Below are 22,782 nucleotides of genomic sequence, written 5' to 3'. Positions count from 1 at the left end.
ACTGCATCACCAGATCGGCCGAGAAGCCCAGGCAGGCCAGGTCCTTGAGCTCGTCGCGGGTCATCGGACCGGTGGTGTCCTGAGACCCTACGGTGGTCATCTTCGGTTCGCAGTAGGTGCCAGGACGAACGCCTTTGCCTTCTGCCAGACCGCAAGCCTTGCCGACCATTTTCTGCGCCAGGGTGAAACCCTTGGTGCTTTCAATGGGCGCGTCTGGCTTCTTGAACAGGTCGAACGGCGGCAGACCCAGTTCGGCGCGAGCCTTCTCGGTCAGGCCACGGCCGATGATCAGCGGGATACGGCCACCAGCGCGGACTTCGTCCAACAGCACCGGAGTCTTCATTTCGAAGGTGGTCAGGACTTCGTCGGTGCCGTGTTTGCAGACTTTGCCAGCATGCGGGTACAGGTCGATCACGTCGCCCATGTTCATGTTGGAAACGTCGAACTCGATTGGCAGTGCGCCGGCATCTTCCATGGTGTTGTAGAAGATCGGAGCGATTTTGCTGCCGAAGCAGAAACCGCCAGCGCGCTTGTTCGGCACGTAAGGAACGTCGTCACCGAAGAACCACAGCACCGAGTTGGTGGCCGATTTACGCGAAGAACCAGTACCGACCACGTCACCGACGTAGGCGATCGGGAAGCCTTGACCGCGCATTTCTTCGATCTGCTTCATCGGGCCGATGGCGCCCTGCTGATCAGGAACGATGCCGTCGCGAGCCATTTTCAGCATGGCCAGGGCGTGCAGCGGGATGTCTGGACGCGACCAGGCATCAGGCGCAGGGGACAGGTCGTCGGTGTTGGTTTCGCCGGTGACCTTGAACACGCGCAGGCTGATCTTGTCGGCCAGGGTCGGGCGGTTCTTGAACCACTCGCCGTCAGCCCAGGATTGCAGCACGGCTTGGGCGTGAGCGTTGCCGTTCTTGGCTTTTTCGGCCACGTCGTGGAACGCATCGAACATCAGCAGGGTGTGCTTGAGTTGCGCGGCAGCGACTGGCGCCAGTTCGGCGTCGTCCAGCAGGTCAACCAGGGTCACGATGTTGTAGCCGCCCTGCATGGTGCCGAGCAGTTCTACAGCGCGTTTTTTGTCCAGCAGAGGGGAGGAAACTTCGCCCTTGGCCAGTGCAGACAGGAAGCCGGCTTTAACGTAAGCCGCTTCGTCCACGCCGGGTGGAATGCGATTGGTGATCAGGTCAACGAGAAATTCTTCTTCGCCAGCCGGAGGGTTCTTCAGCAGCTCGACCAGGCCTGCTGTTTGTTCGGCGTTAAGCGGCTGGGGAACGATACCCAGGGCTGCACGCTCTTCGATATGTTTGCGGTAGGCTTCAAGCACAGTTATTACCCTCATCAGTGGTCCCAAATGGGTGTCCGGGACGCTCATCCCGAAATGGCCGTACTCATGCACCTCGCGACGTTGTGGGTCGCTTGGCCAGAATTACCGGCTATTCCTTACAGAAGCTGCTTTCAAAGTTTTACGCCTGCAGAACGGGGAGCTGATGAGGGTTGGCGTTGAGCTTTTCCCCGCTGGAAAAACCCTTCGCCAACACCGCTCTGAAGGAACGACTGTGCTCGTGACGCTTTGAAAACAGCTTCTAACGGACATTGGCGCCTTAAAAGGCTGGCTGATTCTACGGCAAAAAAAAATTAAAGGTAAGTTAGGCCCTCAAGTTTGAGGGGTGATCAATGTTAGACAAAGGGCTAACATGCCGACCTGTTCCGCGTTTCAGTGCCTTTGCCAACCTTATGCCCAATCAGACCATCAAGACCCCCTGCGTCGGCCTCTGCTCCACTGTTTACGGTGATCTGGTGTGCCGTGGCTGCAAGCGTTTCCATCACGAAGTGATCAACTGGAATGGTTACAACGAGGAGGAGAAACGTGCGGTATGGCTGCGACTGGAGCAATTGCTGTCACAAGTGATGGCGGCCAAGGTCGAGATCTTTGATTCGGCGCGTCTGCGTCAGCAACTGGAGCAGCGCAAGATCCGCTTTGTGCCCCATCAGTCCGAGTATTGCTGGGCGTATCAGCTGATTGCCCGAGGGGCGCGGGTGATCATTAATCTGGAAGCCTACGGGATGGTGCTGTTGCCGGAGTTTCGCGACTGGAACCTGCCGGAATTGCGCGATGCCATTGATCGGGAATTCTTCCTGCTATCGGAAGCGCACTATCAGCGCTACATCGCACCGGGCTTTCTCAAAGACGCCTTTGGCGCCTGAAGGTCAAAAGCTTCGCGAGCAAGCCCGCTCCCACAGGGGAATGCATTTCAATACTTGGAAACAAGACCACTCCCAAAGAGGAATGCATTTCAAACTGTGGGCGCGGGCTTGCTCGCGAAGAGGCCCTGTCTGACGCCGCAAAACTTAATGCTTCACCGCCAATTCCAGCAAATGATCCTCAACCTCCTGCGGCTTGAGCACCAACACATCGCTTTCCAGCGTATCGAGCACCACTTCCGCCGTATTGCCGATCAACGCACCTGACAACCCAGTGCGCGCCACGGTGCCGATTACGGTCACTGCTGCTTGCAGTTTGTGCGCTATGAACGGAATCAACACATCCGCCGGGCCTTCCTCGATGTGCAGATGCTCGTCATCGACATCGAACTCCGCTTGGAACGCCCGGCATTGCTCGCGATACTTCGCCTCGATCGTTGATTTGAGCTGGAAGGTCGGGTCGGCCGCCGACAGCATCGGCGACGGATGGGCGCTGATCACATGCAGATGCCCTTTGGCCAGGCTGGCAATGTCAAAGCCATGATCGATGATCGTGGTATGCAGATGGCGGTGTTCACCGTCGGCATTGCCCACATCGACCGCCGCCAGAATAACTCTGTCTTTCCAGGGCGTAGAGGTTTTTACCAGCAGCACCGGAGTAGGGCAGTGGCGCAACAACTTCCAGTCCGCCGGGGTCAGCAGGGCTTTTTTCAACGAGCTGTCAGGGAAGTGCTGTTTGATCACCAGTCCGCAACCCTCGGCCTGCTGCACGTCGGTGATGGTTTCGTGCAGGCTCTCGCTCCAGGCCTGTTCGGTGGTGACACTGTAGCCGTCCGCCAGCAGCGCGGCTTTGAGCACGCCGAGCATACCGGCGTGGTCGTGCTTCTTGTCGCACACCAGCAGGTGCAGATGGGCCTGGGTCACACCCGCGATCAACTTGGCGCGCTTGAGCGCCAGGCTCTCCGAATGTTCGGGTTCGATGACCACCAGAATGCTGCGAATGGCTTGCATGAGCGGAGTCTCCAGCGAATAAAGGGCACGGCGTTGCACAACTATAGTTGTTGCGCCAACACCTGCGACTTGATGCATATCAACGCCAGCCGCTGGTGGTCTTCGGACAGGCCGGTATAATCGGCGCCCTTCGCTCGAACACCTTGACCGTGAGCCCCATGATCCTTCCCGAAATCCACGAATTCCTTGGCTGCCGCACACCCGATGCCTGGGTTCAGGCCGCACTGGCCGATCAGGAAACCCTGCTGATCGACCACAAGAACTGCGAGTTCAAGGCTGCCAGCACCGCGCTGAGCCTGATTGCCAAGTATCACTCCCACGTCGACCTGATCAACATGATGTCGCGTCTGGCCCGGGAAGAACTGGTGCACCACGAACAAGTCATGCGTCTGATGAAACGCCGCAAGATCGAATTGCGCCAACTGCATGCCGGCCGTTACGCCTCGGGTCTGCGCAAAGTGGTGCGCAGCCATGAACCGGTGAAACTGGTGGATACGCTGGTGGTTGGCGCGTTCATCGAAGCGCGCAGTTGTGAGCGGTTCGAAGCACTGGTGCCGCATTTGGACGAAGAACTCGGCAAGTTTTACTTCGGTCTGTTGAAAAGCGAGGCTCGGCATTTTCAGGGGTATCTGAAACTGGCTTATCAGTATGGTGACGCCAGGGATGTGGCTCAGGTGATCGATAAGGTGCGTGCGGCCGAACAGGAACTGATCGAATCGCCGGACGTGGAATTTCGTTTCCACAGCGGTGTGCCGGCAGTAGCCTGAAGCTCAAACTGTCGCAGCCTTCGGGGGCTCTCCGATTGCTAGGGGGGCGATTGAACCAAGAATATTCTGCATGATGCCTGCCGGTGTGATTCGACGCATGCCGCCAGCGTCTAGCCTCAGTGTCCCCGCAATCCCACGGGGCGAGACTTCGGAACCCGGCATGCAAGCGCTGTTGAACGAGATCCTTGATGCTGTCCGGCCCCTGATCGGGCAGGGCAAAGTGGCTGACTACATTCCTGCCCTCGGCACCGTGGCGCCCAACCAGTTGGGCATCGCTGTATACGGTAACGACGGCGAGATGTATTGCGCCGGCGACGCCGAGACGCTGTTCTCGGTGCAGAGTATTTCCAAGGTGTTCAGTCTGGTGCAGGCCATTGAACATTCCGGTGAGGCGATCTGGGAGCGTCTGGGCCATGAGCCGTCCGGTCAGCCGTTCAACTCGTTGGTGCAGCTGGAATTCGAGCGCGGTCGCCCGCGCAATCCGTTCATCAATGCCGGCGCACTGGTGATCTGCGACATCAACCAGTCGCGCTTTGCCGCACCGACCTTGTCGATGCGTGACTTCGTCCGGCGTCTGTCGGGCAATCCGCAGATCATGATCGACGGCAAAGTCGCCGACTCTGAATACCAGCACCGCGCACGCAACGCGGCAATGGCGTACCTGATGCAATCGTTCGGCAACTTCCACAACGATGTTGAAGCCGTGTTGCGCAGCTACTTCAGCCATTGCGCGCTGCGCATGAACTGCATCGATCTGGCCCGGGCCTTTTGCTTTCTGGCCAATGACGGCTACTGCAAGCACAGCGGCGAACAGATTCTGACGCGACGCCAGACCCAGCAGGTTAACTCGATCATGGCCACCAGCGGTTTGTATGACGAGGCGGGCAACTTCGCCTACCGCGTCGGCCTGCCGGGCAAGAGCGGCGTCGGCGGCGGGATTGTCGCGGTGGTGCCGGGGCAGTTCACGGTTTGCGTGTGGTCGCCGGAATTGAATGCTGCCGGTAATTCGCTGGCGGGCATGGCGGCGCTGGAGATGCTCAGTTCGCGGATTGGTTGGTCGGTGTTCTGACCGCGTGGTCTCCCGATATTTCGCACAATTGGAGGTTTGATCCGGCCAGGTTCATTCGTATCGTCCCGCGTTTTTGGCGCGCTGGCGTCGGGGGATTTGGCGATGAATTTCACATGGCGCAAAAAAACGCTCGCGGACAGCGGGGCTTCCACGGTCGTAGTGGAACCGGCCCCCGTGCCGATTGATGAAGCGCTGCTGGCGGCCCACACGGCCGAACGGCGCGATCGCGATTTTTTCCAGGGCCTGGCGCAGCACTTGTTGACGTGCGGCAACTCGTTGGCGCCGGTCAGCGAATCGTTCTCGATGCTCAACCAGCGCCTCAAACTGAACCATCAACGCGCCGAAGCCGTCGCCAGTTCGGCCATCGACAACCGCGCGCAAGTCGCTCATTTGCAGGAGCAATCGCGGGTCATGGCCGCGGGCCTGGAAGCACTCGAAGGCGTGATTACTCACTTGGTCAGCCGCGCTAGTGAAATCGACCGCATCGTCGATCTGATCAGTGACATCGCGCGCAAGACCAATCTCCTGGCGCTCAACGCCGCCATTGAGGCGGCCCGCGCAGGGGAGACGGGGCGCGGTTTTGCGGTCGTGGCGAGTGAGGTGCGTTTGCTGGCAGAAAAAACCGCTGAGGCCACTCGGGAAATCGTTAAGGAAACCTCGGCCATCCAGCACGAAATCGATCAGGCGAAGCAGTCTATTTCGCAGCAGAGCCAGGTCTCCGGTGCGTTCGCAGCGATCATCGACAAGACCGAAGAAGCCATGGCCGGTATGTACGGCCAGGCGCAGCAAATGCAGCGCGAAATCGACCAATCGCACCTCTTATCCGATATCGAACTGGCCAACCTGCAAGAGCTGACCCTGAAAGTCACGGTCTACGACCGATTGCTCAACCCCAAGCCTCACGCGCCATTGTCCCTGCCGGATGAAACCGAATGCTTGTTCGGCCAGTGGTATTACGGCGAACAGAATCAGGGTCAGCAACGTGACGCCGACTTCCGGCGTATGGAATTGCCTCATCGACTGGTGCACAGCAGCGGCCAGGCTGCGTTAGAGGCGCACGCTCGTGGCGAACTGGAAGAAGCACTCAAGCAGGTCGGCCAGATGGAGGAGGCCAACGCCGCCGTGATGCGTAATGTCAAAGGACTGGTGCACGCGCGCCTGCAATCTCTGGCTTGAGGCGTGACGCTCAAAGACTTTTGCTATACATTTTTCGCCCGCTCTCTGCATGGTGAATCCGCTTCATGTCTCTTGCGCTCGAACGTCTAGTCGCTGGCACGCCGATCCCTTTCGCTGGTAACCGCGTCACCGTGGTCAGCCCCGAACTGGCCGCGCGCTTTCAGCCCGGTGACCACCTGCTGGTGGAGCAGGTGAGTGGCGAGTTGTTGCTGATTCCGGTGGCCGATCAACACGCGGCCGCCGTGGCGATTGAGCGTGCGGCAGCGGCATTTACCGCGTTATCGGCGGTGTCAGATGAGGCGATCAGTCAGTTTTTCGATCTGTTCGCGCAGCGCCTGGAAACCCCCGATTGCTGGGTGCAGATCGAGGCCGCCAACCTCGCCGATATTGAACGGGCCAAGGTGCGTGGGCGTTCCACCACGCGGTTACTCGCTGATGAGCGCATGCGCCGCGACATGATTGCCGGCCTGCGCGCCTGGCGTGATGCCGCACCGACGCGCGGCAAAGTCATCAGCAGCGTCGAGCACGATGGCTGGAAGGTCGAGCAAGTGATCTCGCCGCTGGGCATCGTTGCATTTGTCTTCGAGGGTCGTCCGAATGTATTTGCCGATGCGGCGGGTGTCTTGCGCACCGGTAACACGGCGGTACTGCGCATTGGCAGCGATGCGTTAGGCACGGCGCAGGCCATTGTCGCTCACGCGTTGAACCCGGCGCTGGCTGCGGCCGGTCTGCCCGTGGGCGCGGTGTCGCTGGTGGAGAGTGTCAATCACGCCGCCGGTTGGGCGATGTTTGCTGATCGGCGTCTGTCGTTGGCGGTGGCTCGCGGGTCAGGACGTGCAGTCAGTCAATTGGGCAGCATTGCCCAGCAGGCGGGAACGGCGGTCAGTCTGCATGGCACCGGTGGTGCGTGGTTGATCGCCGATCGTGAGGCTGACGCCAAACGCTTTGCGGCGGTGGTGCGCAACTCGCTGGATCGCAAGGTCTGCAACACCCTGAATGTCTGCCTGATTCAGCGCGAACGCGCCGATGAACTGGTGCCGCTGTTCCTCGACGCGCTGCAACAGGCCGGTACCGCACGCGGCCAGGGCTGCAAATTGCACATCGTCGAGGGCAGCGAACGTTGTCTGCCTGCTGAATGGCAAGGCACGACGGTCGAGGTCTATCGCGCCGAGGGCTATCAGAGCGAAGCACTGGCCGAACCGTTGGCAGAGTTGGAGTTGGGTCGTGAGTGGGAGTGGGAAGAAACCCCGGAAGTCAGTCTGATGATCGTTGACGATCTGGATCAGGCGATTGCGCTGTTCAATCGTTACAGCCCGCAATTTACCGTGTCGCTGATCAGCGAGGATGCGCAGGTTCAGGAGCGGTTTTATAACGCGGTCAACGCACCGTTCGTGGGTAATGGCATTACCCGCTGGGTTGATGGGCAGTACGCGCTGAACAAGCCGGAGCTGGGACTTTCGAACTGGGAGAGCGGGCGGTTGTTCGCGCGCAGTGCGATTCTTTCGGGCGATGGTGTGTTTACCGTTCGCAGCCGTATGACCCAGATTGATCTCGGTGTGAAGCGCTGAAAGAAGCTGTGGCGGGGGAGCAGGCTCCCTCGCCATAGGGGCGCAATGTGATTCAGGCTGCTGCGCTGGTGTTTGCCTGAACGGCGCAAGTTGCCGGTTGCTCGGCCAGCGGCACAAAGGTACGGCGGTCCGAGGACAGCGCATCGATCGAGCCGGTCTCGATGTCATACACCCAACCATGCAGATTCAGCAGGCCTTTCTCCTGTGCCAGGCGCACGCTCGGATGTGTCTGGATATTCGCCAGTTGCGCGATCACGTTTTCGCGCACCATCGAACTCAATTTTGCCGCGTCATTGGCATGCGGCCGCGCTTCATTCACCACTTTTGCCGACTCGGCATGTTGCAGCCAGCCGCTGACGGCAGGCAGGTGATCCATGCATTTGCATTTCGCAATCGCCGTCATCGCGCCGCAATCGGAATGGCCGCAGATGACAATGTCGGTCACGCCAAGCACCGCGACCGCATATTCCACTGTCGCCGAAACCCCGCCCGGATGCGGACTGTAGGACGGCACGATATTGCCGGCGTTGCGGATCACGAACAGTTCGCCGGGTTCTTGCTGGGTCAGCAGTTCCGGCACCACGCGGCTGTCGGAACAGGTGATAAACAATGTGCCGGGCTGCTGGGTGGTTGCCAGGTGTTTGAACAGTTCGGTGCGTTGCGGAAAGGCTTCGTTCTGGAATTTCAGGAAACCGTCGATCAGGGCTTTCATGTGCATGTCCTCGTTGAAGGGAGATCGGATGGCCCGCACGCAAAGTGCGGGCCGGGCACATCAGAACGGACGCAGGGGCAGGAACTTGCCGTCGAGGGTGACCACGGCGCGAGAGCCGCCTTCCGGGTCTTCGACTTTCTTGATGTCGAGTTTGAAGTTGATTGCGCTGATGATGCCGTCGCCGAACTGCTCGTGAACCAGTGCTTTGAGGGTGGTGCCGTAGATCTGGATCATTTCATGGAAGCGATAGATGGTTGGGTCGGTCGGCACGCCGCTAAGGCTGCCACGCAGCGGGATGATTTGCAGGGCCGCGACAGCGTCGGCGTCCAGTTCAAGCTTGTCGCCCACCACTTGGGCGGCGTTTGCCGACAGCGGATGTTGGCCGAGCAAGGCGGCGGTGACGTACGCCAGGCTGAGGCCGGTGCCGTCGGCGAGATCCTGCCACGACAGATTCTTGCGTGCCTTGATGTCCAGAATGCGGGTGGTCAGGGCCAGGCTGGCGTCGTTGTAGGCGTGGGACTGTTGCATGGTGTCACTCCTTTCAGGGGTTGGCTTGCTGTGTGGGATTGATCTTCTGCCGATTCATCCATAGCGTCCAAGACCGATATACAATGATTCGCATAAGCCTTGCCTATAGATGGTGCTCCCACATGCTGCTGCGACATTTGCGTTACCTGCTGGCCGTTGCCGATCACGGCGGCTTCACTCGCGCGGCCGAGGCGCTGCATGTGTCGCAGCCAACCTTGTCGCAACAGATTCGCCAACTGGAAGAAACACTGGGGGTGAGCCTGTTTGATCGAACTTCACGTACGGTCAAAGCCACCGATGCCGGCGAGGCATACATTGAATGTGCACGTCGGGTGCTGGTGGAGTTGGAGGCGGGCAAGCGCGCACTGCATGACGTGAAGGACCTGAGCCGCGGTACGTTGCGCCTGGCGATGACGCCAACGTTTATGGCGTATCTGGTCGGGCCGCTGGTACGCGACTACGCGGCGCGATATCCGGGGATTCATCTGGAAATCTTCGAGTTGTCGATGGACGGCATCGAGGCGGGTCTGGCGGATGACTCGCTGGACATTGCGATTGCGTTCACCCCCGTACGCAGCCCGGACATCGAGTGCATTCCGGCGTTTACCGAGACCCTGGGTGTCATGGTCGGGCGCGAGCATCCGTTGTATGAAAGTGATTCAGTGCTGACGCCTGAGGATATCGCGCAGCTGGATTTCGCCTTGCTGGCGTCGGACTTCATCACGCGCTTGTCGGTCGATGAGTATTTTCGTCAGCACGGAATCACGCCGCAGGTGCGCATTGAGGTGAATTCGGTAAGTACGTTGCTGGAGGTAGTGCGGCATTCGCCGATGGCGACGATGTTGCCGGAGGCGATTGCGACTGAGGATCGGGCATTGCGCCGTCTGCGGGTCGAGTGCGAAGCGCCGCAGCGTGGCGCCGCGTTGTTGCGGCGGCGCAATAACTATCACAGTGCGGCGGCGGTGGCATTTATGAATCTAGTCCTGGATCTCTCGCTCTGATTGTAAGCACTCAATAAAAAAGGGCCTGCTTCTTAAAGAAGCAGGCCCTTTATAGTGTTGAAGCAGTCAATCAGCAGAACCGATCAATCACCCGAACTTCGTTCTTGTTCTGCATCGAGTCCCACGCCTGTTTCAGCGTTTGCAGAACATTACCGATGAAGTCCTTATCGGCTGCCGCTTTTTTGCCGACATAGCCGTGGCCGCGACGGTACATCTTCAGGCGGGCCAACAGGTTCTGGTTGTTCTGCTCGAACTCTTCTTCGCCAGCGTGGGGCGACAGGCAGTCGATATGCACCTGCCCCGACTTGCTGATCCACAGAATATGGCTGTCGTGGCTGTCTTTCTGCGCAGCGAACATACGAGCCAGTTCTTCGATATTAGGTTGATTGTTCAGATTCATGATGTTGCCCCTTGACCAGTTTGGTGATCTTTCAAAGTTGATTCGCTAATACAGGTAGCCCATCGGTTAGTTGATCCCTGGCACCGAAACCAGGACGTCAGCGCTCGCCCGTTTGATGTACGGGGTCGTGCATCTGTTGCATGTAGTCGTGTTGAATAACTGCTACGCAATAGCGTCACAACGAAGAGAAGCAGCGAAAACCGGGAGGCTCCTTGCCGACGTTTTCAGGGTCGACCACAAGCGTCTTGAGAATTTTCGCCAGCGCTTCTCGTCCTTGTACTGGACGTTCAGGCCAGGTCAGCTTCTTCAATCTGCCTTGTGGGCAGCGTGTATCCGGAAAAAACAACTCGGCGGTCAGACGAGTTTGCTCAAGCGTGTTACCAAATGTTCCCGATCGGGGAACGTCTTCATCATGCAAAAGCAAAACGATGCCGTCAACGGTTTTGTAGTGATTATTTTTGGTCACTACATATTGTCGGACAAAGCGGTTTTGGAATGAGAAAGAATCCGTTCAGGCAACGGAAAAAGCTGAGTGCAGGGCGTAGAACGTGCACGGGTAACCGTCCATTTCACGCTGGTACAAGGTGAAAGCGCCGCCGGTCAATTCCGGGATCAGCTTGGCCCAGAAGCGCTGTGCCGGCAGGTTGGCGTCGATATGGAAAATTTGCCATTGACCGGGGATCCGGCTCAAGAGGGCAGAGACGACAAACTGCGCGACGCCTTGGCCACGAAAGCGCCGGGCGAGGAAAAAGTAGCCGATGTTGTGCTCCGCACCGTCGATATGCGTTTCGCTATCAACGGTCACGAAGCCGGCGAGTTCGTCGTCGACTCGTATCAGGAACGGTTGGGTTGCCGGGTGGCGCCAGTATTCGGCTTTCGATTGGATAGGGAAGAAGCCATGTGCAGCAAGTTTCAACGGCAGCCATTGGCTGAAGTCGTACATGTAGAACTGCATCAGGTTTTCGAGGGTTTCGAGTTCATCGCGCTGGGCGGGGTGCAGTTCTAGGGTGGGCATGCTTGGGGTTCCTGAAAGTGATGGACCTCTCGGAAACAGTAGCGCGTTTCACTTTTTAACTGCCGGTTTTGCCTTTCGTTTGGTCGCCACGGCGGTGTTGCTTCGGGTCGATTTGCGTTTTTTCTTCCAGGGTGTGGCAGCTTTGCCAGCAGGCGGTGGACCGCTGATGGTCAGGTTCAAATGGGAGCAGCGTGTCACTTGCTTGCTCATCCATGCCGCCTGCTTGGTGACGAACTCTTCCAGGCTCATCTCTCCGCTCTGCACCATGTCCAGCGCCTGCTCCCAAATCGCCGTGGTGCCAGGGTCGGCAATGGCGCGGGGCACGGCGTCGATCAGGCTGAATGCGGCGGGTGTGGCGGCCAGCGCCTTGCCGTTTTTCACCAGATAACCGCGATCCAGCAGTCCCTGAATGATCGACGCACGGGTGGCTTCAGTGCCAATGCCGGTGGTGTCCTTGAGTTTCTGCTTGAGCAGTGGATCTTCCACCAGTTTGGCGACGTTCTTCATCGCCTTGATCAGGTCACCTTCGGTGTAGGGCTTGGGTGGTTGTGTCCACAAGTCTTTGAACTTCACCTCCACCACAGCGCACTCGACGCCTTGGGTCAGTGCCGGCAAGGTTTGCGGTGCGGGTGCTTCGCGCCCTTTGGCCGGTGCGAGTGCTTCGGGTAAAGCGCGTTTCCAGCCCGGTTCGATGATCTGTTTGCCGACGGCGCGCAACGCTTCACCGCCGCAATCGAAATCGGCCTGGGTTCGATCGTATTCATGATTGGGCAGGAACTGCGCCAGATAACGTGCGCGGATTAGCGTGTAGACCGCCCGGTGTTTGCCGCTCAGGCGCTCAAGATTTTTCGCCGCTGCAGTGGGAATGATGCCGTGGTGCGCGCTGACCTTGGCGTCGTTCCACGCTCGGGATTTTCGCTGAGGCTCAAGAAAGCCCCGCAGCGCTTCAAGGCTTGGGTCAGCCTGACGCAACGCTGCGAGAATCCCCGGCGCCTCACTGTGCTGGCTCAGCGGCAGAAACCCGCAATCGCTGCGCGGGTAGGTGATGACCTTGTAGGTTTCGTACAGCGCCTGGGCGATGTCGAGGGTTTCCTGCGCGCCGAGGCCGAGCTTCTTCGAGCAGACTTCCTGCAAGGTGCCGAGGTCGAAGGGCAGGGGCGCCACTTCGCGTATACGCTCGGTTCGCAACTTCACCACCCGTGCACTGGCGGCGCTGCTGATCGCGGCGGCAGCTTGCTGCGCCAGTGCCAGGTTCAGGCAGCGATCCTGATCGTCACAAACATCCGACGGGGCGCGCCATTGCGCGGTAAACGGTGTGCCGTTGTGCAGCAGTTGCACATCGATCGCCCAAAACGGTACCGGCACGAAATCGGCGATGCTGCGATCACGATCCACCACCAGCCGCAATGTCGGCGTCTGGACTCGACCGACCGGCAACACACCTTGATAGCCCGACTGACGGCCTAGCAGGGTGAACAGGCGACTCATGTTCATGCCTATCAGCCAGTCTGCCCGCGAGCGACCCAGCGCCGAGTGATACAGGCTGAACGTTTCGGCCCCCGGTTTCAGCGCGGCCAAAGCCTTGCGGATCGATGCCTCATCCAGCGCTGACAGCCACAATCGCCGGATCGGCCCGCGATAGCGGCAATGCTCGACCAGTTCCCGGGCGATCATCTCGCCCTCACGGTCGGCGTCGGTGGCGATGATTAGCTCGCTGGCCTCGCCGAGCAGGCGTTTCACGGCTTTGTACTGGCTGGCGGTGCGTGGCTTGACGGTCATTTTCCACTTGTCCGGGATGATCGGCAGATCGGCCAGCACCCAGCGCTTGTAGCGGGCGTCGTAGGCATCCGGCGGTGCCGTTTCCAGCAAGTGGCCGATGCACCAGGTTACCGTGACGTCTGTTCCCAGCCAGCAGCCGTCGCCCCGGCGCTTTGCGCCGAGTACGGCCGCAATGTCTTTGGCCTGGGAAGGTTTTTCACAGAGGTACAGCCGCATATCCACCATCGTCGATCAATGTCCGAACAGGCGCACAGAATGGCCGGAGTTAGCGTCAGGGGCAACTTTTATCTGTATGGATATACAGATAAAAAGGATTGCCGAACGTGACGGTGATTGACCGGACACTCCGGCGCTATCGAGAAATTGATTAGCGTCGCTTGGGTGTCTGTGTCAGGTTTTTCGCGCCTTTAAGAAAAACGCGAGCGACAGGACGGTCTCGCCAGGAGATCGTCGTGGTCTGTCGGACACTGACTCTTTTGCAACAAGGACGTAAACCATGTCTCAAGCATCTTCCCAGACCAGCAGCGCCTACTCCGCCGTGGACACGTTCAGCCACCTGTATGACCGTGGTGTCGGGCTGGTCAACGGCAAACCCTCGTTCACTGCCGATCAGGCCGCCGACGAAATCCTGCGCAAGGGCCTGTCGTGGGGCGATAAAAACGCCGACGGCAAGATTTCCCTCAGCTACAGCTTTCTGACCGACAAACCGGCCAACTACAACCCTAAACTCGGCAACTTCAGCGAATTCAGCGCCCAGCAAAAAGCTCAAGCGGTGCTGGCCATGCAATCCTGGGCCGACGTCGCCAACGTCACTTTCACCGAGGGCAAGGGCGGCGACGGTCACATGACGTTCGGCAATTACGACGTCAGCACCGGCGGCGCAGCGTTCGCGTATTTGCCGAGCGGCGGCAGCTATGATGGCCAATCTTGGTACTTGATCAACGATCAATACCAGGTCAACAAGACCCCGGACACCAACAACTACGGGCGCCAGACCCTGACGCATGAGATCGGTCACACCCTCGGCCTTTCGCACCCCGGCGCCTACAACGCCGGCAACGGCAGCCCCACTTACGCCGACGCCAAGTACGCCGAAGACACTCGTGGTTACAGTCTGATGAGCTACTGGAGTGAGGCCAATACCGACCAGAACTTCAGCAAGGACGGCAGCGGGGCTTACGCCTCGGCACCGTTATTGGACGATATTGTTGCCGTGCAGAAACTCTACGGTGCCAACTACGAGACCCGCGCCGAGGACACGTGGTACGGCTTCAATTCCAACACTGACCGCGATTATTACAGCGCGACTTCGGCGTCGTCCAAAGTGGTGTTTTCGGTGTGGGACGGTGGTGGTAATGACTGGCTGAACTTCTCCGGTTTCACCCAGAACCAGAAGATCAACCTCAACGAAGGTTCGTTCTCCGACGTCGGCGGTCTGGTCGGCAACGTCTCCATCGCCTATGGCGTGACCATGGAAAACGCCCTGGGCGGATCGGGCAATGACTTGCTGATCGGCAACGGGGCGGTCAATAACCTGTTTGGCGGGGCCGGCAACGACATCCTCTACGGCGGTGGCGGCGCAGATGTGCTGTGGGGCGGTGAGGGTGCGGATACCTTCGTGTTTGGCGCAGCCAGCGACTCGACCAATAACCAGCCGGACTGGATCATGGATTTCCAAAGCGGCCTGGACAAGATAGATCTGTCGGGCATTACCGCGTTTGCCACGGGTGCGGCGTCGCTGAATTTCGTCAGCAGTTTCACTGGTCATGCGGGCGATGCGATTCTGACTTACTACGCGCAGCACGGTCAGACCGGGCTGCTGGTCGACCTGACTGGGCAGGGGCAGGTTGACTTTGCGGTGGGTGTGGTAGGGCAGGCGGTGGCGAGTGACATTGTTGCTTGATCTGAGATAAACAGGGCCAACCTGAATCTTGTGGCGAGGCAGTTCGCTCCCGCTCGGCGGCGAAGCCGTCGCAAACTCGGAAATCGCGTTATACCTGATACACCGCGATTTCCGGATTTGGGGCTGCAGCGCATCCCAGCGGGAGCAAGCTCCCTCGCCACAGTCATTTTCATGACCAGGAGAAAACCCGATGAAAACCACCGGCCTCAACCCCGTCATCACCCTCGAAGAACTCCCCGGTTGCCTGGTGGTGAAATTCCACGGGATCCAGGTCGCCGCCTCTTCCCATGTGCTGGTCCTCAACGAAGCCAACTACGCGCCGGTCTATTACGTCCCTCGTGAAGACATCGACGAGAAATACTTCGCTCGCACCGATCACACCAGTTATTGCCCGTACAAGGGCGACGCCAGTTATTTCAGCCTGCAAGTACCGGGGCATGAGGAGGCGAATGCGGTGTGGAGTTATGAGAATCCGAAAGTGTCGGTGGCATCGATCCGCGACTATGTGGCGTTTTATCCGAATCTGGTGAAGTTTGAGGTGATCAAGGCGGCGGATGCCTGAATCAAGTAACGGTGGCGAGGGGATTAAATCCCTCGCCACCGTTTTATTTCAGTTCTTGTCGAGATCGATATTCTTCGTCTCACGCAAACAGATCATCCCCACCACCAGGCTGACCCCGGTAATCAACACCGGATACCACAGCCCATAAAAAATGTCTCCGGTGTACACCACCAGCGCAAACGACACGGTCGGTAGGAAACCGCCAAACCAGCCATTGCCAATGTGGTACGGCAGGGACATCGAGGTGTAGCGGATGCGGGTCGGGAACAGTTCGACCATCAGCGCGGCCAGCGGCCCGTAGCACATGGCCGAGATGATGATCAGAGCGACGATCAGGGCGACGATCATCGGTTTGTTGATTTGCTGCAGGTCGGCCTGTTGCGGATACCCGGCCAATGTCACGGCACCACGCAGGGCTGCTTCGTCGTAGCCGTCGATTTTCACGTCGCCGATGCTCACCTGCACGCCGCTGCCGGTCGGTGCGGCGGCGCTGGAGTAGGGCAGGCCTTGTTTGACCAGGAAGGTTTTGACCTTGTCGCACGGGCTGTCGAATTTGGCCTTGCCCACCGGATCGAACTGGAAGGTGCAGGTCGCAGGGTCGGCCAGTACGGTGATCGGTGCCTGACGACTGGCCTGATCAATCGCCGGGTTGGCGTAGTGGGCCAGGGATTTGAAGATCGGGAAGTACAGCACTGTGGCCAGTAACAGGCCGAGCATCAGCACTGGTTTGCGCCCGACCTTGTCCGACAGCCAGCCGAAAATAATGAAGAACGGCGCACCGATCACCACGCTGATGATCAGCAGCGTGTTGGCCACTGCCGGGTCCATCTTCAGGAACTGCGTGAGGAAGAACAGCACGTAAAATTGCGCCGCGTAGAACGTCACGGCTTGTCCGGCATTGATGCTGAACAGGGCAATCAGTACGACTTTGAGGTTTTCCCATTTGCCGAAGGATTCGCGGATAGGCGCCTTCGAGGTTTTGCCTTCCTCTTTCATTTTCAGATAGGCCGGCGATTCGTGCAGGCTCAGGCGAATCCAGGTGGAGATGCCCAGCAGCACAACCGACAGCAGGAACGGAATCCGCCAGCCCCAGACTTCGAACTGATCGCCCGTGAAGTAGCGGCAACCGAGTACCACCAGCAGTGATAGCAGCAAACCGAGGGTCGCGGTGGACTGAATCCAGCTGGTGTGGAAACCGCGTTTGCCGATGGGCGCGTGTTCTGCGACATACGTTGCAGCGCCGCCGTATTCACCGCCGAGCGCCAGGCCTTGAAGCATGCGCAACAACACCAGAATGATCGGTGCGGCGATACCGATGCTGGCGTAGGTAGGCAGCAAGCCAACGCAGAAGGTGGCGATACCCATCAGGATGATGGTCGCCAGAAACGTGTACTTGCGCCCGATCATGTCACCCAACCGACCGAACACCAGCGCCCCGAACGGCCGTACGACAAACCCCGCCGCAAATGCCATTAGCGCAAAGATGAACGCCGTAGTGTCATTGACTCCGGCAAAAAACTGCTTGCTGATCACCGCCGCGAGGGCGCCGTAGAGGAAGAAGTCATACCATTCGAACACCGTCCCCAGGGACGAAGCGAAGATGACTTTCTGCGTGGCATTGCTGGTGCTGGTGCCGCTCGCGGCGTCCAGCGGCTGAACGTGTTCTGACATATCGGTATCCCTCACAGTGATTGTTTTTGTTGTTCCACTGGTGTTGCGTGTCCGGGTGATGCGCGATGCCCATGAATCAAACGCCAATCTCCTTGTGGGAGCGGGCTTGCTCGCGATAGCGGTGCTTCAGCCAACTTCAATGTTGAATGTCATACCGTCATCGCGGGCAAGCCCGCTCCCACAGGGTGGGTGTTTAGTGTTGGTTTGAGGATCAGTTGTGCAGCCTTCTCGGCAATCATCAGCGTCGGCGAACAGGTGTTGCCCGAGGTGATGCGCGGCATGATCGAGGCGTCGGCAATGCGCAAACCCGGCACACCATGCACGCGCAACTGCGCATCGACCACCGCATCGCCGTCATTGCCCATTCGACAGGTGCCGACCGGATGGAAAATCGTCGTGCCGATTTTTGCCGCTGCTTCGTGCAACTGTTCTTCGCTCTGCAGGCTGTTGCCCGGCAGATACTCGACCGGTTTATACGCTTGCAGGGCAGGGGCGCTGACGATACGTCGGGTCAAGCGAATCGCATTCGCCGCCACGCGCAGGTCTTCAGGATGACTCAGGTAATTGGGCTGAATCAGCGGGGCGTCTTGTGGGTTGGCGGAGCGAATGTCGATGCGGCCACGGCTCTGCGGGCGCAGGTCGCACACCGAAGCGGTGAACGCCGGGAAACTGTGCAACGGTTCGCCAAAGCGCTCCAGCGACAACGGCTGTACGTGATATTGAAGGTTGGCTGACGTCTGTTCCGGCCCTGACCGCGCAAAGGCGCCCAACTGACTCGGCGCCATCGACAATGGCCCGCTGCGGTCATACAGATAACGCAGGCCCATGCCCATCTTGCCCCACACGCTGCCAGCGATCTGGTTCAGGGTACGGGCGTTTTCCAGTTTGTAGATCAGGCGCAATTGCAGGTGATCCTGCAGATTGCCGCCCACCCCGGGCAGTTCATGTAGCACGCCGATCCCCAGTCGCTCCAACAACCCACGCGGACCGATGCCTGAACGCTGGAGAATATTCGGCGACCCAACGGCGCCTGCACACAGCACGATTTCCTTGCGCGCCTTGAAGCATTTGACCTGACCCTCGTGACGCGCACTGACTGCCGTCGCGCGACCGTCCTTGAGCAATACCCGATCGACCTCAACCCCGGTCAGCACCGTCAGATTCACGCGATTGCGCAGCGGTTTGAGAAAGGCTTTGGCCGCGTTCCAGCGCACGCCGGCCTTCTGGTTGACCTGAAAGTAACCGCAACCCTCGTTGTCGCCCTGATTGAAGTCATCGATGCTGGCAATACCGCTTTGTTTGGCAGCGCTGCGAAATGCATCCAGAATCGGCCATGACAGCCGCTGTTGCTCAACTCGCCATTCGCCCTTGTTGCCGTGAAACTCAGCCGCGCCGGCAAAGTGGTTTTCGCTTTGTTTGAACAGCGGCAGCACATCGTTCCAGGTCCAACCTGGATTGCCTTCGGCCGCCCAGCCATCGTAGTCGTTGGCCTGGCCGCGCATGTAGATCATGCCGTTGATGGAAGAACAGCCGCCCAGTACCTTGCCGCGCGGATAGCTCAGTGCGCGACCGTTGAGGCCCGGTTGTTCTTCGGTTTTGAAGCACCAGTCGGTGCGCGGGTTGCCGATGCAGAAGAGGTAACCCACAGGAATGTGAATCCACGCATAGTTGTCGCGCCCGCCGGCTTCGAGCAACAGCACGCGCTGCTGTGGATCAGCCGACAGTCGATTGGCCAGCAAACACCCGGCAGGGCCGGCGCCGACCACGATGTAGTCGTATTCATAGAGGGAAGTCTGCATTCCCTGACCTCGCTTTTTGTTTTTATTGTCGGACACTCTAGTTGTTAGCTTTCGTTAAAAGAATGTTAATTTTTGCGCAGCCGCTGTGCGTTTTTAAACAGCCTTGAATGACGATCGCTGACAAGGACACCCCATGTTCGACTGGAACGACCTGCGGTTTTTTCTTGAGTTGCAACGCAGCGGCCGGCTGCTCACCGCCGCCCGCCGGCTGAACACGACCCATGCCACCGTTGCCCGCCACATCGAAGCCATCGAAAAAAGCCTCGGCACCGCGCTGTTCGTCCAGCACGCCCAAGGTTACGAAATGACCCCGGCGGGGGAGGCGCTGCTCAAACACGCCGAAGCCATGGAAAACGTCGCGCTGCTGGCCCAGGAAGAAATCACCCAGTCCACGGCGCCGCTGGGCAAGATCCGCGTCGGCGTCACCGAAGGCCTGGGCATCAAATTCCTCGCCAGCCGCATGATCGGCCTGTTCGAACGCTACCCGGGGCTGGAAGTGGAACTGGTGGCTGTGCCGCGCTTCGTTAGCATCCTCAATCGTGAAGCGGAAATCAGCATTCACCTGGAGCGCCCGTCGGCCGACATGCTGGTCACGCGCAAACTCACCGATTACCGCCTTGCGCTCTATGCCAGCCAGCGCTATCTCGACAATGCGCCGCCGTTGCGCAGTCGCGAAGATCTTGGGCGGCACGCGTGGATTGGTTATGTCGATGATTTGTTGTTCAGTCAGGAACTGATGTTTCTCAACAGTTTCTGTCGCAGCCCTCGGGTGGTGTTTCACAGCACCAGCGTCATCGCGCAGCAGGAGGCGGCGCGCTCGGGATTGGGGATTGCCGTGTTGCCGTGCTACATGGCCGCCGCCGATCCGGATCTGATCGCGTTGTTGCCCGATGAAAGCATCGAGCGCAGTTACTGGATCAGCACGCGGCGTGAGTTGCACAAATCGGTGAGGCTGCGGGTGGTTTGGGACTATGTGGTGGGGCTGTGTGAAGCCGAGCAGGGGCTATTACGCGGTTAACCCAGCTAACACCCATCTCCCACAGGGGTCTTCGATGTGTTTGGATTCGAGGTTGATTAATATATGGATATCCGTATATTCGGTTTTCCGTATGTATGGTGCGTCCAGATGATCACCCCCCCTGAACTCTTCAAAAGCCTAGCCGACGAGACCCGCGTGCGCGCCACGTTGTTGATCGCCGACCAAGGCGAACTGTGCGTCTGCGAGCTGATGTGCGCTCTCGACGACAGCCAGCCGAAAATCAGCCGCCACCTCGCGCAACTGCGCAGTAACGGGCTGTTGCTCGATCGCCGTCAGGGCCAATGGGTCTATTACCGGCTCAACCCGGATCTGCCCGAGTGGGTCCACGACATCCTGCAAGTGACTGCAAAGGCCAACGCCGATTGGCTCAAGGGCAACGCCGCCCGCCTGCGCAACATGGAAGGACGTCCCGTGCGCGATAGCGCGTGTTGCTGAATCCCCACACTTTTTAGGAGCACTCCATGCGAGTCCTGTTCATGTGCACGGCCAACAGTTGCCGCAGCATTTTGTCTGAAGCGATGTTCAACCACTTGGCCCCGGCGGCACACGAGGCGGTGAGTTCCGGCAGCTTCCCCAAAGGCCAGGTGCTGCCCCGCAGTTTGTCGACCTTGCAGCAGGCCGGCATCAGCATCGATGGCTTGTACAGCAAGGGCAACGACGCGTTCGAAGACAACCTTCCAGACATCGTCATTACCGTTTGCGATAAGGCCGCCGGCGAAAGCTGCCCGGTGTATTTCGGCCCGGCGCTGAAAGCTCATTGGGGTCTTGAAGATCCCTCCGACGTGGCCGGCGATGACGCGACGGTCGAGGCGGCGTTTCGCTCGACGTTGGGGCGCATCGAACGGCGTTGCCAAGCCTTTCTCGACCTTCCCTTTGACCGACTCAACCGCGATGAACTCAAGCGCGAGCTGGATCGGATCGGCACCCTTTAAGCAGGATCCCCCATGTCTGAACAACTGCCCAATCTTGACCTGAGCCTGTTCGAAAGCGAGCAGCATCCGAAGCCGCCAAGCACGCACAAGCCAAGGATTTTGTTGCTTTACGGATCGACCCGCGAGCGCTCCTTCAGCCGTCTGTTGGTCGAAGAGGCCGCGCGCCTGCTCGAGCACTTTGGCGCCGAGACGCGCATTTTCAATCCCTCAGAGCTGCCCCTGCCCGACGATGTCCCCGTCGAGCACCCCAAAGTGCAGGAACTGCGCGATCTGGTGCTGTGGTCGGAAGGTCAGGTCTGGTGCTCGCCGGAGCGCCACGGCGCGATGTCGGCAGTGTTCAAGGCGCAAATCGACTGGATCCCCCTGGCGCTCGGCGCCGTTCGTCCCACTCAGGGCAAAACGTTGGCGGTGATGCAGGTCTGCGGCGGTTCGCAGTCGTTCAATGTGGTCAATCAGTTGCGCGTGTTGGGTCGCTGGATGCGCATGTTCACCATCCCCAATCAATCCTCGATTCCCAAGGCGTTCATGGAATTCGACGAGGCGGGGAGGATGAAACCCTCGCCGTTCTATGATCGCGTCGTCGATGTGATGGAAGAATTGGTGAAGTTCACCGTGCTGCTGCGCGACAGTCAGGCCTATTTGGTCGATCGCTATTCAGAGCGCAAGGAGTCGGCCGAGCAACTGATGGCTCGGGTCAACCAGCGTTCGATCTGACGCCCTGGTTGCAAGTGCGCGACGTGGCGCTACAAATGCAGGCGATGGATGACTTGGCGGCTATCGTCAGGATCAGTATGGGTTTCAAAACCCAAGGCTCTGGCCAGGTCGCGCATGGCCGTGTTGCTGGCCGAGTCCACCGAGTACAGGTGCGTGAAACCGTTTTTGCCGGCGGCTTTGATCAGATGCTCCATCAGTAAGGTGCCCAGGCCCAGATGCGCCCACTCATCGGCGACAGTCACGGCGCATTCACCTTCCTGCTCGCCCGTGGCGGCGTAGCGGCTGACACCGATTTCGATCAATTCGCCGTTTTCGTGAACCAGCGCAATGAAAGCGGCGCGTTGCTTTTGATCGATGTCCATCAACTGATCGAGCAGCGCCGTGCCCGGCTCGCTGATCTGCGCCAGAAAACGCATGTGGCGGGACTCGGGGGACAAGCGCTGGATAAACGTGTACTCGCGCTCGCGGTCGTTGTCTGCCAGAGGGCGGATCAATACATGTCGGCCGTCCTTGAGCGATTCGATCCAGTATTCACCGGTGTGCGCGGCGTAAGCGGCCGTCGCCCGGTCATTGTGGTCTTTGACAGTGAGCATGATATGAACCTCCAGCGAGGGAAAGAGCAACGCGCGGTTGTACTGCGCTCATTCCTTTCTACACTGTTAAAGACCTTGGCGTCTGATCTGAATCAAACCGACGCTAAACGTACCCCGTCGCTCGACTTCCAACCCTGTCAGGCCAACCGGAGGATGCAGCCGGACTTTGTTGTTTGTGAAAAACTCGCGCAGGTCAATTGAGTTGCAGATTAGCGCCACAGTGAGCCACCACGTCTTGCGTTGAAAACGACCGGATCCCACGATCTACGCTCAACGACTACTATTGCTGCGGATGGTTGAGAGTCTGTTACACGTCGTAAAACAGGCCGTCGATC

Annotated in this window: 22 protein-coding genes and 2 pseudogenes; 13 read left to right on the top strand and 11 right to left on the bottom strand. The window is 59.0% G+C overall.

Annotation, left to right across the window (positions count from 1 at the left end):
* Positions 1–1,330: pseudogene (locus ACIOU6_RS01450) on the bottom strand (aconitate hydratase B); the annotation flags it as partial.
* A gap of 410 nt (positions 1,331–1,740) precedes the next feature.
* Between ACIOU6_RS01450 and ACIOU6_RS01445 the strand changes: the two are divergent.
* Positions 1,741–2,211: a DUF1289 domain-containing protein gene (locus ACIOU6_RS01445; protein ID WP_221732659.1), complete on the top strand. Its 471-nt coding sequence runs from the start codon at positions 1,741–1,743 to the stop codon at positions 2,209–2,211.
* A 144-nt stretch (positions 2,212–2,355) separates the two neighbouring features.
* Here ACIOU6_RS01445 and ACIOU6_RS01440 read toward each other — a convergent pair whose 3' ends face one another.
* A complete protein-coding gene (locus ACIOU6_RS01440) occupies positions 2,356–3,219 on the bottom strand; it encodes a universal stress protein (protein WP_401133167.1) in 864 nt (287 codons plus the stop codon).
* Positions 3,220–3,377: 158 nt separating this feature from the next.
* Here ACIOU6_RS01440 and ACIOU6_RS01435 point away from each other — a divergent pair, with 158 nt between their 5' ends.
* From ACIOU6_RS01435 to ACIOU6_RS01415, 5 genes and pseudogenes are all read left to right on the top strand, one after another.
* Entirely contained in the window at positions 3,378–3,986 is a 609-nt protein-coding gene (locus ACIOU6_RS01435) for a tRNA-(ms[2]io[6]A)-hydroxylase (RefSeq protein WP_221732657.1), read from the top strand.
* A gap of 160 nt (positions 3,987–4,146) precedes the next feature.
* Positions 4,147–5,055, top strand: a complete 909-nt coding sequence (glsB, locus tag ACIOU6_RS01430; RefSeq protein WP_221732656.1) for a glutaminase B — start codon at positions 4,147–4,149, stop codon at positions 5,053–5,055.
* A 102-nt stretch (positions 5,056–5,157) separates the two neighbouring features.
* Positions 5,158–5,808, top strand: a pseudogene (locus tag ACIOU6_RS01425) (methyl-accepting chemotaxis protein); the annotation flags it as partial.
* Between the two features lie 6 nt (positions 5,809–5,814).
* Complete coding sequence (locus ACIOU6_RS01420) at positions 5,815–6,231, top strand: CZB domain-containing protein (RefSeq protein ID WP_401133180.1); 417 nt, start codon at positions 5,815–5,817, stop codon at positions 6,229–6,231.
* 65 nt (positions 6,232–6,296) lie between these two features.
* Positions 6,297–7,799 (top strand): aldehyde dehydrogenase family protein, encoded by a 1,503-nt coding sequence (locus tag ACIOU6_RS01415; protein WP_401133164.1) that lies wholly within the window; start codon positions 6,297–6,299, stop codon positions 7,797–7,799.
* Positions 7,800–7,851: 52 nt separating this feature from the next.
* On the opposite strand, the gene ACIOU6_RS01410 is transcribed toward ACIOU6_RS01415, so the two are convergent.
* Positions 7,852–8,511, bottom strand: coding sequence for a carbonic anhydrase (locus ACIOU6_RS01410; RefSeq protein WP_401133161.1), 660 nt, complete (start codon positions 8,509–8,511; stop codon positions 7,852–7,854).
* Positions 8,512–8,571: 60 nt separating this feature from the next.
* Complete coding sequence (gene cynS / locus ACIOU6_RS01405) at positions 8,572–9,039, bottom strand: cyanase (RefSeq protein ID WP_221732652.1); 468 nt, start codon at positions 9,037–9,039, stop codon at positions 8,572–8,574.
* 122 nt (positions 9,040–9,161) lie between these two features.
* Between cynS and cynR the strand changes: the two genes are divergently transcribed.
* The gene (gene cynR, locus ACIOU6_RS01400) at positions 9,162–10,040 is read left to right on the top strand and encodes a transcriptional regulator CynR (RefSeq protein ID WP_401133158.1); all 879 of its coding nucleotides are present in this window, start codon (positions 9,162–9,164) and stop codon (positions 10,038–10,040) included.
* A gap of 70 nt (positions 10,041–10,110) precedes the next feature.
* Here the strand turns inward: cynR and ACIOU6_RS01395 are convergent, their stop codons facing one another.
* The 4 genes from ACIOU6_RS01395 to ACIOU6_RS01380 form a co-directional block, all read right to left on the bottom strand.
* Entirely contained in the window at positions 10,111–10,440 is a 330-nt protein-coding gene (locus tag ACIOU6_RS01395; protein WP_401133155.1) for a hypothetical protein, read from the bottom strand.
* Positions 10,441–10,615: 175 nt separating this feature from the next.
* Positions 10,616–10,906, bottom strand: a complete 291-nt coding sequence (locus tag ACIOU6_RS01390) for a hypothetical protein (protein WP_401133152.1) — start codon at positions 10,904–10,906, stop codon at positions 10,616–10,618.
* A gap of 45 nt (positions 10,907–10,951) precedes the next feature.
* Positions 10,952–11,455, bottom strand: a complete 504-nt coding sequence (locus tag ACIOU6_RS01385) for a GNAT family N-acetyltransferase (protein WP_401133150.1) — start codon at positions 11,453–11,455, stop codon at positions 10,952–10,954.
* Positions 11,456–11,503: 48 nt separating this feature from the next.
* Positions 11,504–13,450 (bottom strand): DNA topoisomerase III, encoded by a 1,947-nt coding sequence (locus ACIOU6_RS01380; protein WP_401133148.1) that lies wholly within the window; start codon positions 13,448–13,450, stop codon positions 11,504–11,506.
* Positions 13,451–13,730: 280 nt separating this feature from the next.
* Here ACIOU6_RS01380 and ACIOU6_RS01375 point away from each other — a divergent pair, with 280 nt between their 5' ends.
* Both ACIOU6_RS01375 and ACIOU6_RS01370 read left to right on the top strand, forming a co-directional pair.
* On the top strand, positions 13,731–15,137 hold the full coding sequence (locus ACIOU6_RS01375; RefSeq protein ID WP_221732646.1) for a serralysin family metalloprotease: 1,407 nt from the start codon (positions 13,731–13,733) through the stop codon (positions 15,135–15,137).
* A gap of 190 nt (positions 15,138–15,327) precedes the next feature.
* Entirely contained in the window at positions 15,328–15,699 is a 372-nt protein-coding gene (locus ACIOU6_RS01370) for a DUF427 domain-containing protein (RefSeq protein ID WP_221732645.1), read from the top strand.
* A gap of 48 nt (positions 15,700–15,747) precedes the next feature.
* On the opposite strand, the gene ACIOU6_RS01365 is transcribed toward ACIOU6_RS01370, so the two are convergent.
* Both ACIOU6_RS01365 and ACIOU6_RS01360 read right to left on the bottom strand, forming a co-directional pair.
* The gene (locus ACIOU6_RS01365) at positions 15,748–17,370 is read right to left on the bottom strand and encodes an MFS transporter (protein ID WP_221732644.1); all 1,623 of its coding nucleotides are present in this window, start codon (positions 17,368–17,370) and stop codon (positions 15,748–15,750) included.
* A gap of 149 nt (positions 17,371–17,519) precedes the next feature.
* Complete coding sequence (locus ACIOU6_RS01360; protein ID WP_401133144.1) at positions 17,520–19,169, bottom strand: GMC family oxidoreductase; 1,650 nt, start codon at positions 19,167–19,169, stop codon at positions 17,520–17,522.
* A gap of 133 nt (positions 19,170–19,302) precedes the next feature.
* On the opposite strand from ACIOU6_RS01360, the gene ACIOU6_RS01355 reads away from it, so the two are divergent.
* The 4 genes from ACIOU6_RS01355 to arsH all read left to right on the top strand — a co-directional run bounded on the left by ACIOU6_RS01355 (position 19,303) and on the right by arsH (position 21,854).
* The gene (locus ACIOU6_RS01355) at positions 19,303–20,187 is read left to right on the top strand and encodes a LysR family transcriptional regulator (protein WP_221732642.1); all 885 of its coding nucleotides are present in this window, start codon (positions 19,303–19,305) and stop codon (positions 20,185–20,187) included.
* A 108-nt stretch (positions 20,188–20,295) separates the two neighbouring features.
* Entirely contained in the window at positions 20,296–20,643 is a 348-nt protein-coding gene (locus ACIOU6_RS01350) for a metalloregulator ArsR/SmtB family transcription factor (RefSeq protein WP_401133140.1), read from the top strand.
* A gap of 26 nt (positions 20,644–20,669) precedes the next feature.
* The gene (locus ACIOU6_RS01345; protein WP_221732640.1) at positions 20,670–21,140 is read left to right on the top strand and encodes an arsenate reductase ArsC; all 471 of its coding nucleotides are present in this window, start codon (positions 20,670–20,672) and stop codon (positions 21,138–21,140) included.
* Positions 21,141–21,152: 12 nt separating this feature from the next.
* A complete protein-coding gene (gene arsH / locus ACIOU6_RS01340) occupies positions 21,153–21,854 on the top strand; it encodes an arsenical resistance protein ArsH (protein ID WP_221732639.1) in 702 nt (233 codons plus the stop codon).
* A 29-nt stretch (positions 21,855–21,883) separates the two neighbouring features.
* On the opposite strand, the gene ACIOU6_RS01335 is transcribed toward arsH, so the two are convergent.
* Entirely contained in the window at positions 21,884–22,447 is a 564-nt protein-coding gene (locus ACIOU6_RS01335) for a GNAT family N-acetyltransferase (protein ID WP_221732638.1), read from the bottom strand.
* Positions 22,448–22,782: the final 335 nt, after the last annotated feature.

Source organism: Pseudomonas sp. NPDC087615, assembly GCF_044743445.1.
In the GTDB taxonomy this organism is placed as follows: Bacteria; Pseudomonadota; Gammaproteobacteria; order Pseudomonadales; family Pseudomonadaceae; genus Aquipseudomonas; species Aquipseudomonas baetica_A.
Note: the sequence above shows the minus strand (reverse complement) of the source record. Positions and strands in the feature narration are given on the sequence as shown.

What these genes read in the sequence shown, in the direction of transcription:
- ACIOU6_RS01375 (WP_221732646.1), top strand. Translation starts at nt 13,731, where the DNA reads ATGTCTCAAGCATCTTCCCAGACCAGCAGCGCCTACTCCGCCGTGGAC.
- ACIOU6_RS01415 (WP_401133164.1), top strand. Translation starts at nt 6,297, where the DNA reads ATGTCTCTTGCGCTCGAACGTCTAGTCGCTGGCACGCCGATCCCTTTC.
- ACIOU6_RS01380 (WP_401133148.1), bottom strand. Translation starts at nt 13,450, where the DNA reads ATGCGGCTGTACCTCTGTGAAAAACCTTCCCAGGCCAAAGACATTGCG.
- ACIOU6_RS01420 (WP_401133180.1), top strand. Translation starts at nt 5,815, where the DNA reads ATGGCCGGTATGTACGGCCAGGCGCAGCAAATGCAGCGCGAAATCGAC.
- ACIOU6_RS01335 (WP_221732638.1), bottom strand. Translation starts at nt 22,447, where the DNA reads ATGCTCACTGTCAAAGACCACAATGACCGGGCGACGGCCGCTTACGCC.
- ACIOU6_RS01360 (WP_401133144.1), bottom strand. Translation starts at nt 19,169, where the DNA reads ATGCAGACTTCCCTCTATGAATACGACTACATCGTGGTCGGCGCCGGC.
- ACIOU6_RS01370 (WP_221732645.1), top strand. Translation starts at nt 15,328, where the DNA reads ATGAAAACCACCGGCCTCAACCCCGTCATCACCCTCGAAGAACTCCCC.
- ACIOU6_RS01440 (WP_401133167.1), bottom strand. Translation starts at nt 3,219, where the DNA reads ATGCAAGCCATTCGCAGCATTCTGGTGGTCATCGAACCCGAACATTCG.
- ACIOU6_RS01445 (WP_221732659.1), top strand. Translation starts at nt 1,741, where the DNA reads ATGCCCAATCAGACCATCAAGACCCCCTGCGTCGGCCTCTGCTCCACT.
- cynR (WP_401133158.1), top strand. Translation starts at nt 9,162, where the DNA reads ATGCTGCTGCGACATTTGCGTTACCTGCTGGCCGTTGCCGATCACGGC.
- ACIOU6_RS01365 (WP_221732644.1), bottom strand. Translation starts at nt 17,370, where the DNA reads ATGTCAGAACACGTTCAGCCGCTGGACGCCGCGAGCGGCACCAGCACC.
- ACIOU6_RS01410 (WP_401133161.1), bottom strand. Translation starts at nt 8,511, where the DNA reads ATGAAAGCCCTGATCGACGGTTTCCTGAAATTCCAGAACGAAGCCTTT.
- ACIOU6_RS01385 (WP_401133150.1), bottom strand. Translation starts at nt 11,455, where the DNA reads ATGCCCACCCTAGAACTGCACCCCGCCCAGCGCGATGAACTCGAAACC.
- ACIOU6_RS01355 (WP_221732642.1), top strand. Translation starts at nt 19,303, where the DNA reads ATGTTCGACTGGAACGACCTGCGGTTTTTTCTTGAGTTGCAACGCAGC.
- arsH (WP_221732639.1), top strand. Translation starts at nt 21,153, where the DNA reads ATGTCTGAACAACTGCCCAATCTTGACCTGAGCCTGTTCGAAAGCGAG.
- glsB (WP_221732656.1), top strand. Translation starts at nt 4,147, where the DNA reads ATGCAAGCGCTGTTGAACGAGATCCTTGATGCTGTCCGGCCCCTGATC.
- ACIOU6_RS01350 (WP_401133140.1), top strand. Translation starts at nt 20,296, where the DNA reads ATGATCACCCCCCCTGAACTCTTCAAAAGCCTAGCCGACGAGACCCGC.
- ACIOU6_RS01435 (WP_221732657.1), top strand. Translation starts at nt 3,378, where the DNA reads ATGATCCTTCCCGAAATCCACGAATTCCTTGGCTGCCGCACACCCGAT.
- cynS (WP_221732652.1), bottom strand. Translation starts at nt 9,039, where the DNA reads ATGCAACAGTCCCACGCCTACAACGACGCCAGCCTGGCCCTGACCACC.
- ACIOU6_RS01395 (WP_401133155.1), bottom strand. Translation starts at nt 10,440, where the DNA reads ATGAATCTGAACAATCAACCTAATATCGAAGAACTGGCTCGTATGTTC.
- ACIOU6_RS01345 (WP_221732640.1), top strand. Translation starts at nt 20,670, where the DNA reads ATGCGAGTCCTGTTCATGTGCACGGCCAACAGTTGCCGCAGCATTTTG.